Below are 12637 nucleotides of genomic sequence, written 5' to 3'. Positions count from 1 at the left end.
CTCTTTCATCGAGGTGCGCGGTCTTTGTTTCGGTAATCCTGGAAAATTCGAGATCAGGTGCGCGTTGCACGGAGCGCCGAAACGGCGTGCCGTGCCGCCCGGAAGCCGAACGTTCCAGCGCAGGCGACACCACCTGTATAGATTTCGCTCTGCACGCCTCCGCCAAGTGGCGGGGGTGCATAGAGATTTGGGATCGCGGCGCCTTGGACATCGAGTACTTGCGCGTCCCCGTTGATGCGCAGCCCGCCCATCGTAAAATAGGGATTTACGCGCACCGGTATGGCATAGAATGGCGGCTTGCCGATCGCCCATTCCCCTGAACCGTTGCTGCTGCTGCGCGGGATCGGCAATAGATCCTGGCGACCTTCCTCAATAGCGAGATTATATTCTTCGATCGTTTTGAGAAAGGCCCCCTTGTAGACACCCGCCCTTGATAGGGCCTCGGCAAACTCCTGAATGCTGTTGGCAATGATGACATTCCCATGCGTCCCCCAGTTGCCGCCCTCAGCAATGATCTCGTCCAAGGCCTTGTCGGCTCCTGGCGTTTCGTCGTGGATTCGCTGGTCGGCAATCACCCAGACAAATCCGCGATATTGCCTGATAGTCGCTTGATGCAGTCGCGAATATTTGGCGTTGATCGGATTGGATTCATCAATGTATCGCTCGCCATAATTATTGACGAGAATGGCGCGCATGACTTCGCCATCATCCGGCACCCAAATGCCCGAATAGGGAGGCGGGTTCAGTCGCCCTTGCATATATGGCGTCTTCCACTCCGCCGGAGGCAGGTCTCGCCACATCTCGAGCATAGCATCGGCATCTGCGTTCATCTGCGTTGTCGCAGTCACACACGCCAAGGCGCCGGCGAACCCTGCCCAGCCCCGATGGCTTAGTGCAGCGCCGGCGGCCTGACAGATATTAAGTCCCTCTCCTGAAGAAAAAGGACCGCAGTGATTTTGTGAAAAATGCCCGTCCTGACCCAAATATCTTTGCTTCATCTCTCCATTGATGAGCCAGCCGCCGGTTGCCATGATCGTTTTGGACGCACGGATATTGACGAACGTCTGACCATCTTCCTTGGGGGATTTTTTCCAGGTCTTGGCCCGCACGCCGATTACGCGACCCTCGTCGTCGGCGATCAGATTAACCACCCGCGTCTGCATCAATGTCTTGCCGCCTGCCCCGGCGTAAACCTTCATCAAACTATCGCAATATAGCTTGTTTCCAAGCTGGCCCGGTTCGCCTTTTCCAAGTTTCCAATCCCCGTGCCAATAAGGTGCGTCCGGGTTCGGTTGATGCATGTAGGCACCGTGCGACAGCAGCCAGGGGACATACTCGTTCCGGAAAGTTTCTACATAAACCCTTCCGAGCACGGGATCGTGAAGACCTTCCGTGAAACTGTTATATTCTTCCCAAGTCTTGCAACCGGCAACATGCAGGTCGCCGCCTCCCATGAGCGTGTTACCACCGATCTGGGAGCTGATCTCGACCATGAGGGTATCTGCGCCGCCAGTAGCGGCCATAAGCGCCGCGGACATTCCGCCGTTGCCTGAACCCGCGACAAGGACATCCACGTCAAAATCCCAGTCCCTGGCCGCCGGCTGGTGTGGCGAGACTTGCATCAAAGCGGGTTGAGTATCGCTCACGTAAGCAGCTCCTAATTCGTTTGCGCATGGATCGGACGGCCGGCGGCCACAATGGCTTGCGGGCGTCGCAGCATCAGCCCGATCGCACAATCGATGCATGTCGGTGAAAAAGACTTTGCGGATTGAGCAAGACACGAGACGCCATCGAAAACACTTACAGCGACCAAAACAAACGAATTTGTAATCTATCCCATGATCGCAAGACGTAATTTCTCCGTAGTTAGGACTTGCAATGTTCCGAAACCAGCGAAACAAGTTCGCGCCAAAGCACTTCAACTCACCTCTTGTTATACTTTTATGCTGGAAAGTGTAGTGAACCTGATTTTTTCGGCAAATACATTCTCTGTTCTGCAGCCAGACAAATCATCAATTTGCGGTATATTAGGCAGGCAGCCTGCTTCTCAACGCCGCTTTTGCGCAGCATCTATGCAGCCAACAGCCGGATCGGCCTCACGCTGCTCAGTAGGTCACGTCAGGCCAGGACCATCTGATCGTTTGCTGCTCAGGAAATCCGGCAGGAGCGACACGTCCGTCCGGCGGTTGTCCCTCTTAAACGGCAGATCGGTGACAGTCGCACGGATATGCACCTGATCCTTGCCTTTGTCGCCCCATACGACTGCGACCTCTGTGCCGGGCGTCATGAGATCGCGATCGATATGGCAAAGCGAAATCATCTTCCGCAGCGCGGAACTATAAACCCGTGATGTGGAAACGCCTATGCACTTGCCGTTGAGCAACACTGCATCCGGATCCATCGCATGCTTGTGACTGACGCGCGGCAATTCCATGAAAGCAGGCCGCGGCCCTTCGTGGAACAGCGAGGCGTAGACCGCCACAACATCGTCCGGGTTCCAGACCAGTCCGACCAGGCGCCGCGCCGGACCGCCCGCGGCAACTTCGCATTGCAGCGCCTCTTTCCCCATGAAATCGTGCGAATCCAGCGAAACCTCGCGGTCCCAATTGAGGTCGAATGGAGACCGGAAAAGCTCACTCGGATCGTGCCATTCCAGGCTTCCCCCGCGGATGTCGATCGAATGCGCTCGCGAATGACCGACACTTGGCGAGGTCGCCGGCAGGAATTCGCGTCCGATGGTGGGAAAGCATCCCTCGACATGGCTGACGATCATCGACCGGCCACCCAGCAGACGCAGACCGAATGCTTGGCCAGCTTCAGTCAAAGCCAACCAGACATCATTGGCCGCTTCCACCGGGCCGTGGACCTCATATCCCAATTCACCGGTGATACCCGTACGCAGGATGCGCACATCATGCATGCCGATCCGGCACGCTGTCCAATAATTGAATTTCAGGTCGCGTAGACCACTGTCGATTGCCGCCTCGACCACGTGAATCGATTTGGGCCCTTGCACGACGAACACGAACTCGTCGGGTGAGTATATTTCGCAACGGGCATCGCGCGGCTCGCGGTCAAACCAGTGCTGCAACCAGTAGACCGCCCCGCCCATATATCTGAATTCGTCTTCGGCGGTTTTGTACAATATGCCTTCGCCTGCGACTTTTCCGTCCTCGTTCAACTGGATGGCGTGCTTGATCTGCATGTCGCGGAAGCTGCGGAGGTTATTGACCGTATGATATTGAAGGAAATCCAGCGCGTCCGGACCGGAAATCTTGAGCTTCGGGAGCGGGCTCCAGTCGCCCAAATAGGCGCTGTCATGAAAGGACTGGCTCTCTTCGAAAAAATCGGTGTACTGATATGGTATCCATTCCGAAATGAACTTGAACATCAAAAAGGGCGAGCTTTGCCGCTCCTGGGCCGCGATCGCGGGTCCGTAACAAACGGGGCGCTCGACAGCGAACGCCTTGTCTGTCTCCAGCGACTTCCAATATCGGCCGCGAAAATCCTCGCTCTTGAAGTTCGTCATGTATTGATTCCGAAACCTGTTCCTAGATGGGTATGGGCTGCGATGAGTGGCGGAGACCGGCCGTAACGATGCCGGCTTCGATCGCGTCGTTCAAAGCCGCGACCTTGAGCGACGCGGGGCGCTGCGTGATCCGTGCCACATATTCGCCGACAGCCCGTTCTTCTGGCACGAGCCCCGCGCCCATGCCCCAACTCAGCACAGTGCCCCACAAAATGTCCGCGGCAGACAGCCGGTCGCCAAGCAGAAAGGGCTTCGCGCGAATTTCATTGAACACGGTCTCGAGCATTTCGTCGAACGTACCGTAAGGTGAACGCGCATGCGGGGCTGGATCGCGCTTCATTGCCTTGTCGACAAAAGCCGGCTCATAGGCCGCGGCATAATAGACAAGCCAGCGCAGATAAGAGCCGCGCTCGGGATCGCCGACCATGGGCGTCAGGCCGCGTTCCGGGAACAGATCGGCAAGATAAATATATAGCGCCACCTGCTCGGTAATCAGCACGTCGCCATGGCGAAGCGCAGGCACCTTCCCCAGCGGATTGATCGCACGATATGCTGCGCGCTGATTTTCACCAGCGCCCATGTCAAGCACATGCAAATCGTAGCTGGCGCCCAGTTCTTCCAGAAGAATCAGCGAGGCCGACGACCTGGTGTTGGCCGCATGGTAAAAGGTCAGTTCATTTAGGCTCATCATATGCTCTTTTTAGGTCGCGCGCGCCAAGTGCCCGCGGCAAAGCTCAGCGACCGAATGAGATTTCCGCAAAATCCGATGCAGAATGGCGCTCGCGCAGCTGGCCTTCGGCAATGCCGTTCACGATCCGCCCCCGCTGAACGGCAGGCCGCTGACCGATTTGCTCGGTCCAGCGAAGGACATTTTTATAGTCCCCTACGGAGAGGAACTCAGCGGCGTCGTACAGCCCTTCGTTGACCAGTCTTCCATACCAGGGCCAGACCGCCATATCGGCGACGGTATAGTCATCGCCGCAAAGATATTCCGCCTCACCGAGCCGCCTGTCGAGTACATCGAGTTGCCGCTTGGTTTCCATTGCGAAACGGTTGATGGCATATTCCAGCTTGACGGGTGCGGCCGAGTAGAAGTGACCAAAGCCGCCGCCGACAAAAGGCGCGCTACCGACCTGCCAGAACAACCATGACAGGCAGGATGCGCGCTTCGGCCCCTCACTTGGCAGGAAGGCTCTGAATTTCTCGGCGAGATACACGAGAATAGCGCCCGATTCGAAGACCCTGATGGGTTCCGGGCCGCCGAGGTCGAGCAGGGCGGGGATTTTTGAGTTGGGATTGATTTCCGTGAAACCCGAACTGAACTGCGTACCGTCCCGGATATCGACGATCCAGGCGTCATATTCTGCGCCCGAAATTCCCTGTTCGAGAAGTTCCTCGAGGAGGATGGTTACCTTCTGACCATTGGGCGTCGCCAAAGAGTAGAGCTGCAGTGCATGCTCGCCGACAGGCATCACCTTTTGATGATTGGGACCGGCGCTGGGCCGGTTGGCGCTGAGCGAAGCTTCCGCTTCGCCGTCCCACGTCCATACGCGCGGCGGAACATAATGCTCAGCTGCGGTCACTCGGAGCCATCCTGATCCAATATGCGTGCCGCCCCCGCTGTGCCGGCCGACGTGTCGTAGACGTCGACCTCGTATGCGAAGGCGATGTGCTGATCGGGATGAAACGCACGCTTCCAATGCGATTCGACCTGCGGGACATCGCCTTTCGCGAACCAGTCACGAGCACGCTCCGCATCGTCAAACTCGACCTGGGTCACCACGTCGAACGGTAACGAGTTTGCTTCCTCGGCGTCCGAACCGTGCTTTCCAACCGGGCGAACGATGTAGTTCCGACGGTAAAGCGGCGGATAGCCGCCCAAATCCAATACGATCGGGATTTCCCCATTCTCGTACAGATCAATCAGTTCGTCTTTCGACTTTACGTCGGGATGTTTCCTGAAACAGGCTAGCATCGAATACACGGGACTTCTCCACCTCAATAGAATCTGCGAACTTGCTGCGCCTTTGGCGTCTAGTGACCAGCCACCATGATGGCTCGGGCAGCGCGCGCTATTGTGCCAGCCAGCCGCCGTCCACGGTGACCGTCGAACCGGAGACGAAGGTGGAGGCATCCGACGCCAGCCACACGATCGCATCGGCAATTTCACTCGGCTCGCCGGCGCGACCGACGGGGATTTGCTGAATATAACCCTCGATCACATCGGGAAATGCGTCGAGCGATTCCTTGAGCATGCGCGTCATGATCAGGCCTGGAATAAGCGTATTCACCCGGATGCCGGATCGGCCATATTCGATGGCTGCATTCTTGGTCAGTCCGATCAGGCCATGCTTGGCAGCCACATAAGGCGAGGCGCCTGAAAGACCCACCATGCCAAGGCCGGAGGATGTGTTGACGATCGATCCGCCGCCGCCGGCGATCATGGCCGGAATTTGCGCCTTCATGCAGTAGAAGGGGCCGCTCAGATTGACGGCAAGTACCTTCTGCCAGGTCTCGACGGAGGTTTCGGCAAGGAGCGTGTTCGGCGACTCAATGCCAGCGTTGTTGAAAGCGACATCAAGTCGCCCCCATTTAGCCACTACCCTCTCAACCGCGTTCTCCATGGCCTCGAAGCTGCTGACGTCAGCCGCTACAAAGTCTACGGCATCGCCGCCGATCATCTCTGCCGTCTCCGCAGCCTTTTCGGCATTGATATCGACCACGAGCACGCGAGCCCCATGCTCGACCAGCGCCCGAGCCGTCGCCCGTCCCATCCCGTCACCGCCTCCGGTCACGAAAGCAACTTTGCCGTCGAGTGAATGAATCGCCATCTTCTATTCGCCTCTTCCTTGTCCGGATATCCAGATGAGCTAAACTCGCTGCATCGCACATGCGAGTGTAACAAGATTATTCGGGTCGCGAAGCGAATTCCAGCGCGCATGCCAAACGTAATTTCGATGAGCGCGATACAAATCTTGTTTGAACGCCGTCCGGTGAAGGATAGAATATATGGCTGCCAGACAATTGTTTTATTGGTAGCAGAACCCCTCTCTGCATATATGTTGGCGACATCTTTTGGATCGGCCCCGGCGTCTTATCCCTGTTCGGCCAAGTTGCTTTAGCGCATCGCATCCGTAGAGCGGACGGAATTTCCGCGACGCGAAGCAGTGCATCGGTCCGTTGCGTGTGCAGCCATGAGGAAGTTCAATGTATAAGCTTGTCGTCCTGCTCAGGAAAAATCCGGCGCTGAGTCGCGAAGAATTCATCGATCGCTACGAGAATGGCGAAGTGCAGGCGATGCTTGCCGCGGCCGGCAAGCCGCTCTTGTATCGCCGCAGCTATGTCGTTCGCCCGGTCGGCGGGCACGGCGTCGATGCGGAACCGATGACCGAGTTCCCGTTCGATGTGATCACTGAAGTCGGCTTTCCCGACAAGGCGGCCAGTGACGAGTGGTTCGCGAAGAGCAATGTTCCCGAAGTGAACTCGATCGCCGACGAAATCTTTGCCGCAGACCGCTTCCTCTATGCATTTGAGCTTGAGGAACATGTCACCTCAAACGGCGAGCCGTGCCTCGAGGAGCGTTTTTAGACCGGAAAGGACCGGCGGGTGAACGAGAAATTCCAGCACAGCGCGGAGACGTTATCCTTGCCAGAAACCGACGGTGGCGACACCGGTCGCGCCCCTTCCGCCGGGATCACGATCTACCGTCACCCCTGGCCGGTGCGACTGTTTCACTGGGTAAATGTCTGTTGCTTCATCATTCTCTTGATGAGCGGTCTGCAAATCTTCAACGCTTACCCTCGCCTGCATGTCGGTCAGATTGGATATTATGACACGCCGGCTGTGTTTGAAATCGCGAGCAACCGGGACGTCGCTAATCCTCGCAGCTGGATCGCAATTGACGGCCGGGAGGTTCTCGATACGACCGGCATCTTGGGTGAGGTGCGGGACGAAGGCATTTTTGGCATTCAGACCATCGCGTTTCCGCCGTGGGCGATCCTGCCGCAAAAGGCCATGGACCTGCATGATGGCCGCGGCTGGCACTTCCTGACGCTGTATTTTTTTGCGGCAAATCTATTTGCTTACCTGATATACGGGATTGCCAGCGGACGCTTCCGACGGACCCTTGTACCCGACCGCGATCAGCTTCGCGCGTCATCGATCGCCCGCGATTTGTGGATGCATCTCCGACTGAAGCATGCCACCGGCGCCGAGGCTGAACGATATAATCTTCTGCAAAAGACGAGCTATATTTTGGTCCTCTTCCTGCTGCTGCCTTCCATGGTGCTGACGGGCATGACGATGTCCCCCTCCTTCGTCGCCGCCTTTCCTTGGCTTATCGACATGTTTGCGGGGCGGCAGACTGCCCGCCTCATCCACTTTATCAGCGCCAGTTTGCTCGTCGGTTTTGTCGTCATCCATATCTTTCAACTTTTCGTCGCGGGATTCCTGAATGAAATGCGGTCTATCCTGACAGGATGGTTCCGCGTTCCGGAGAAGCGGAAATGACCAAATTGCTGCATCGTCGCCAGATCCTGTTGGGTGCCGGGGGGCTGGCTGCAACGACGGTGGCCGGCCTCGGCGTGAGGCAGTTGGCGAGCCCCGAGGGCGCTGAGCCATGGCTGCGCTTCGGCGATACACTCGGGCGCAAGGTCCAACGCGCGTTTCTGGCGCACCGTCCCCTGGCTCCGGAATATCGGCTCGACCAGATGTCCGCCAAATTCCCCACCAATGGCGGATTCGGTGCATCCTATATAGAACCCGACCCCGCGTTCGACAAAATGGCGAGCAACGGCTTTCTGGACTACAGATTGCAGGTCGAGGGTCTGGTGAAACGGCCGGCCTCCTTCAGCCTGCGTGAACTGCGCTCCATGCCGCAGCGCACGCAGATCACCATGCATTGCTGCGACATGGGATGGAGCGCGATCGGCCAGTGGACCGGCGTTCCACTCGGCTGGCTGCTGCAGCATGTCGGACTGATGGACAATGCGCGCTACATCTTCTTCTTTGCGATGGACCGCTATATCGGGTTCCCGGTAAATTATCATACGAGCATCGACCTTCTGGATGCCTTCCATCCTCAAACGATTCTTGCCTACGGGATGAATGGCGATGTCCTGCCGCGCGAATATGGTGCACCTTTGCGCCTTCGCACGGAATTGCAGGTGGGCTATAAAAATGCCAAGCACCTCGCGAGGATCGTGGCGGTGGACAGCCTCTCGCGATTTGGAAAAGGCCACGGAGGCTTTGCCGAGGATTTTGGCTATCAATGGTACGCAGGGATGTAAGCCTGGAACGACATCCACAAGCGACGTGGATTTGGCGAACATCCGAGCCTTGGACTTGGGATATCAATAAATGCCTCGCAGCCAAGCGCCATATTATTGCACCCGCTCACTTGGGGCTGGCCCAACTGGGCAGATAATCCGGAAATAGCCGGCCGAGGTCGCGGCGGAAAATGCATGTACTTGCCGGCCAGCGGCGACCAGCAATCAGTTGGGGTTGTCGGCAACGCCCGGATCTTTCCTCGCCGATCGCAGCACATAAATGGCCAGAAGGCCAGCAGCTAGCGCAGCCGGTGCTATGACCGTTGCGATTGCGAGACTCGTCCCCGCGCGGCCACCGATTGTGTCGCTCACCACCGCTATGGCAAGGGGGCCAAGCCCGATGCCGAGCAAGCCGTTGCCCAAGGCGACCAGGGACATGGATGTAGCTCGGAAGCGGCCGGGAACAAACGACTGGACCGAAATGATTGCGCTCGTGCCCGCCAATTGCCCCAAAAGGCACCAGACGCCTACGCCAGCGAGGGCGAGGAAAGGCGAACCAGTCGCGAACATGGCGCCGCCGGCCGCTATGATGAAAGCTGCGCCCGCGGTCGGGATTAGCCGCGCGGGTTCGCCGGCGCGGCGAGCAAAGGCGTCAGAAAGCACTCCGCCAAAAAATGTGCCGAGCGCACCGCATATCCCGGATATAGTTCCAAATGCGAGCCCGACCTCGCTGGCACTCCAGCCATGTTCACGGGCCAGAGCTACCGGACCCCAGGAGAACAATCCATAATCTCCAAACGCAAATAGCGCGCAGCACAGTAAAAGTGGTCCCAATATTCTCCAATTGACGTCGCCGGCCTCACCGACTTCACGGGCTTCGCCGCAATCTACGCCAGTCCCGAACTGCTTTCTCGCAGGTTCGCGCAGTAACAGCGTCAACAGGGGCAAAATGACGCTGCCTGCGGCCGTGATCACGAGAACCATGCGCCACGGCGCCAGCTCACCAATCAAAGCTAACGTCCTAAACTCTCCTGCCTGTGCAGAAGTCAGAAGCACCCCGCCCAATGCAATCGCGGCGGGGCCGCCGAGCACCATGCCGGTAAACAACGTGCCTATAGCCCTACCTCGATGGTGGGGGAGGAAAGTATCAGCGATCAAAGATACCGCTGCAGGCGTAAACGCCGCCTCTCCGATCCCTACGATGCACCGCGCGAACAGGAGTTCCCAAAACCCAGCCGCCAGCCCACAGGCAAGCGTTCCTACCATGAAGAAGAGCGAGCCAGCCGTTATCAGGCGCAGCCGATGCACATGATCCGCCAGGCGACCGAGGGGAATTCCTGCCAGCACAAAGACAAAGGCAAAGCCCGCTCCCTGAAGCAGGCCGATACGGACGTCGCTGAGATGTAATTCCTGCCCGATCGATGCGGAGACAACGCTGAAGATCATCCGGTGAATATAGACAATCATGCCCCCGAGCGTGAGAACTGCCAAAAGCAGCCAAGCCGTGTGCCGGGTCGGATACGGTCCGACGGGAGGGAGTGCGCTCCCCTTTGCAAGGAGGGGATCGATGAAATTGTCGCTGGTAGCTATGGATTGAGGTGCGAATTTCATTCAGCTTTCCCCGGGGTTGCCCTCAAGGGACGCGCCGACATCGGCGCCTTTAGTCCACGAAAAGGGGGGCGCACCGCCCCCCTTTTTACTTACCACCTGTAGCCGAGCTCAATGCCATAGCTGATACCCGGGGACAGCACCTTCGACGTAAAGTCGATCCACGGCACGCTGTAACCGACAGCGTGCTGGTTCGTGACGTTGTTCACGAACCCGGCGAGCGAGAAACCACGGCCTTCGCTCGGCTCCAGCCCGAGCCGCAGGTTGCCCGTGGTGCGGGCACGATCGCCAATGTCGGGATTGTTGTCGGCCGAAAAGAAGACCCTGGAACGATAGGCCCACGTGGTGCTCGCACGCAAGTCATAGCCACTCGTAACGGGGAAGGTATAAGCTGCGGTGCCGTTTACAGTCCACTTAGGCGTGTAGCTCAGGCGATTGCCGGCATAGTCCGTGTTGGTTCCGACATCCAAATACCGGTCATATTTGCCGTCGCTATAGCCGACGTTGCCACGCAGCTCGAGGCCTTGGGTCGGCTTGAGCGTGACTTCCAGTTCGCCGCCCTTGATCGTCGATTTGCCTGCGTTGTCGGTAGCAAATACCGGACCGATGCTGAACGTAACCTGCTGATTGGAATAATCGTAATAATAAACCGAGGCGTTAACGCGCAGGATGCCGTCAAAGAGGTCAGCCTTGATACCACCCTCATAAGATTGGATGGTCTCGGGTCCGAAGGCCGAAGGGCCGAGGGGCTCCAGATACTGCGCCAGATTGAACCCGCCGGACCGGAAGCCCTTTGCTACGCGCGCATATATCAGCAAGTTTTTGCGAGGATTATAATTTACCGTAGCATCCCATGTCCAAGGTTTGGCCTTTACGCCCACATCATAGTTGAGAATGTTGTCTGCCCCCGGGATCAACGCATCGGAATTGACATTGCCGATCGAGATGTCCGGGTTTTCCGTACCCACGAGATAATAAGCCGTAAGGCCCGCGAGACGCCTATTCTCGATAGACTTGCGTAGCCCGCCCGTGAGCGACAGATCCTCTGTGATCTTGTATGTCAGGTTGCCGAAAATGCCATAAGTATGGGTCTTCGTACGCGTCTGGAACCGCGTAAGGTAATCGAAAGGCTCGCTGAAGAACGAGCTTAGCGTCGCATCATCGTCGGCCCGGTCCGACTGATAATAGAGACCGAAAATACCGCTCAAGGGCTTGGTGGGATCGACCGCCAGGCGCAGTTCCTGCCCATATTGCTGCGACTTGATGGGATTGGTCGTGACGAATAGATCGGCCGGCGTACCGTCGAGGTCGGTTATCGAGTTCCACTTGCTCCGACGATAATGCGATATCGAGGTAAGATTGACATCCCCGAAGTCATGCTCGACTCGCAGCGTCAGACCATAATTGTCGACGGTTTCGCTCGTGGGGAAGTCGTTAATTCGTACTTCGTTGGCGTTCCGGGGCGGGGTCGGCAGCGCCACACCGCCCGGGCAGGTGCCATAGGCAAAGCCGCCGGTGCAGGGATCGGCGATGTTAAAGAACCCACGGTAGAATAGCGAAGCATCGCCGCGCTGGCGATTCGCATAGGCCGTGAAGTTAACGGATGTATCTGCGTCGGGAGTCCAGCGCAGTTGAAATCTTCCCGCAGCGGAATTTTGGCCGCCGTGACCGCGGTTGAGGCCAATGTCGCGATACCAGTTACCCAAATCCTCGATCTTTCCGCTCACGCGAATAGCGAGCTTGTCATCGACAACGGGAAGGTTGATGGCGCCTTCGATGCTGCGGCGGCTCTGGTCGCCGCCAGCAAGGCGGCCCGTCACATAGCCCTCAACGACATTGGTGGGTGTCTGCGAGAAAAAGGCAACGGCCCCGGCGGTCGTGTTCTTGCCGAAGGTCGTTCCTTGCGGTCCACGCAGTATTTCGACGCGCTGCAAGTCGTAAATCTGCTGACCAATGCCGAAGTTCAGGGCCTGATACACATCGTCGATGTAGATCGCCACCGGCGAGGTCGCCGACGCGCCGAAGTCGGAACTCGTTACGCCGCGAATACCGAAGCGCGGCGCGGACGCACCGTTGCTTTCCGCGGCATACAGTAACCGTGTCCTGAAGGCCGCCTTGCGGGAAGCTGCTCTGGGGTGCTGATAGCCGCTCTTTGCGAGGAGCGGTGATGAACGAGGATGTTGGAGCGTCGGGAGCGAGTGCTCTTACGACCGGTCATATGAGTAATCGTATG

The 12637-nt window shown here is 57.7% G+C and carries 11 protein-coding genes; 3 read left to right on the top strand and 8 right to left on the bottom strand.

Going from position 1 to position 12637, the window contains the following annotated elements; all coding sequences use genetic code 11:
- Window positions 1-53: 53 nt before the first annotated feature.
- The 6 genes from VFG17_RS00055 to VFG17_RS00030 all read right to left on the bottom strand — a co-directional run bounded on the left by VFG17_RS00055 (window position 54) and on the right by VFG17_RS00030 (window position 6360).
- The gene (locus VFG17_RS00055; protein ID WP_325027437.1) at window positions 54-1646 is read right to left on the bottom strand and encodes an FAD-dependent oxidoreductase; all 1593 of its coding nucleotides are present in this window, start codon (window positions 1644-1646) and stop codon (window positions 54-56) included.
- A gap of 467 nt (window positions 1647-2113) precedes the next feature.
- The gene (locus VFG17_RS00050; protein ID WP_325027436.1) at window positions 2114-3529 is read right to left on the bottom strand and encodes a glycine cleavage T C-terminal barrel domain-containing protein; all 1416 of its coding nucleotides are present in this window, start codon (window positions 3527-3529) and stop codon (window positions 2114-2116) included.
- A 22-nt stretch (window positions 3530-3551) separates the two neighbouring features.
- The gene (locus VFG17_RS00045; protein ID WP_325027435.1) at window positions 3552-4217 is read right to left on the bottom strand and encodes a glutathione S-transferase family protein; all 666 of its coding nucleotides are present in this window, start codon (window positions 4215-4217) and stop codon (window positions 3552-3554) included.
- Between the two features lie 46 nt (window positions 4218-4263).
- Window positions 4264-5112, bottom strand: coding sequence for a glutathione-dependent disulfide-bond oxidoreductase (yghU, locus tag VFG17_RS00040; protein WP_325027434.1), 849 nt, complete (start codon window positions 5110-5112; stop codon window positions 4264-4266).
- Entirely contained in the window at window positions 5109-5513 is a 405-nt protein-coding gene (locus VFG17_RS00035; protein WP_325027433.1) for a hypothetical protein, read from the bottom strand. The genes yghU and VFG17_RS00035 overlap by 4 nt, the downstream gene beginning before the upstream one ends.
- An 88-nt stretch (window positions 5514-5601) precedes the next feature.
- Window positions 5602-6360, bottom strand: coding sequence for a glucose 1-dehydrogenase (locus tag VFG17_RS00030; RefSeq protein WP_325027432.1), 759 nt, complete (start codon window positions 6358-6360; stop codon window positions 5602-5604).
- A 376-nt stretch (window positions 6361-6736) separates the two neighbouring features.
- Between VFG17_RS00030 and VFG17_RS00025 the strand changes: the two genes are divergently transcribed.
- From VFG17_RS00025 to VFG17_RS00015, 3 genes are read left to right on the top strand one after another with little or no spacing between them, the layout of a single operon-like run.
- Window positions 6737-7117 (top strand): EthD domain-containing protein, encoded by a 381-nt coding sequence (locus VFG17_RS00025; RefSeq protein WP_325027431.1) that lies wholly within the window; start codon window positions 6737-6739, stop codon window positions 7115-7117.
- 18 nt (window positions 7118-7135) lie between these two features.
- Complete coding sequence (locus VFG17_RS00020) at window positions 7136-8038, top strand: cytochrome b/b6 domain-containing protein (RefSeq protein ID WP_325027430.1); 903 nt, start codon at window positions 7136-7138, stop codon at window positions 8036-8038.
- Entirely contained in the window at window positions 8035-8817 is a 783-nt protein-coding gene (locus tag VFG17_RS00015; protein ID WP_325027429.1) for a molybdopterin-dependent oxidoreductase, read from the top strand. Before VFG17_RS00020 ends, VFG17_RS00015 begins: the two co-directional genes overlap by 4 nt.
- 204 nt (window positions 8818-9021) lie before the next feature.
- Here the strand turns inward: VFG17_RS00015 and VFG17_RS00010 are convergent, their stop codons facing one another.
- Together VFG17_RS00010 and VFG17_RS00005 are read right to left on the bottom strand one after the other, a co-directional pair.
- Window positions 9022-10407 (bottom strand): MFS transporter, encoded by a 1386-nt coding sequence (locus VFG17_RS00010; protein ID WP_325027428.1) that lies wholly within the window; start codon window positions 10405-10407, stop codon window positions 9022-9024.
- Window positions 10408-10496: 89 nt separating this feature from the next.
- Window positions 10497-12497, bottom strand: coding sequence for a TonB-dependent receptor (locus VFG17_RS00005; RefSeq protein WP_325027635.1), 2001 nt, complete (start codon window positions 12495-12497; stop codon window positions 10497-10499).
- Window positions 12498-12637 lie beyond the last annotated feature (140 nt).

Source organism: Sphingopyxis sp., assembly GCF_035686825.1.
Taxonomy (GTDB): Bacteria; Pseudomonadota; Alphaproteobacteria; order Sphingomonadales; family Sphingomonadaceae; genus Sphingopyxis.
The sequence above is the reverse complement of the archived record's forward strand: the minus strand, read 5'-3'. Positions and strand labels throughout refer to the sequence as shown.

Bases quoted from the DNA above. Each gene is read 5' to 3' on its own strand.
- VFG17_RS00025 (WP_325027431.1), top strand. From the start codon at position 6,737: ATGTATAAGCTTGTCGTCCTGCTCAGGAAAAATCCGGCGCTGAGTCGC.
- VFG17_RS00050 (WP_325027436.1), bottom strand. From the start codon at position 3,529: ATGACGAACTTCAAGAGCGAGGATTTTCGCGGCCGATATTGGAAGTCG.
- VFG17_RS00010 (WP_325027428.1), bottom strand. From the start codon at position 10,407: ATGAAATTCGCACCTCAATCCATAGCTACCAGCGACAATTTCATCGAT.
- VFG17_RS00045 (WP_325027435.1), bottom strand. From the start codon at position 4,217: ATGAGCCTAAATGAACTGACCTTTTACCATGCGGCCAACACCAGGTCG.
- VFG17_RS00030 (WP_325027432.1), bottom strand. From the start codon at position 6,360: ATGGCGATTCATTCACTCGACGGCAAAGTTGCTTTCGTGACCGGAGGC.
- VFG17_RS00015 (WP_325027429.1), top strand. From the start codon at position 8,035: ATGACCAAATTGCTGCATCGTCGCCAGATCCTGTTGGGTGCCGGGGGG.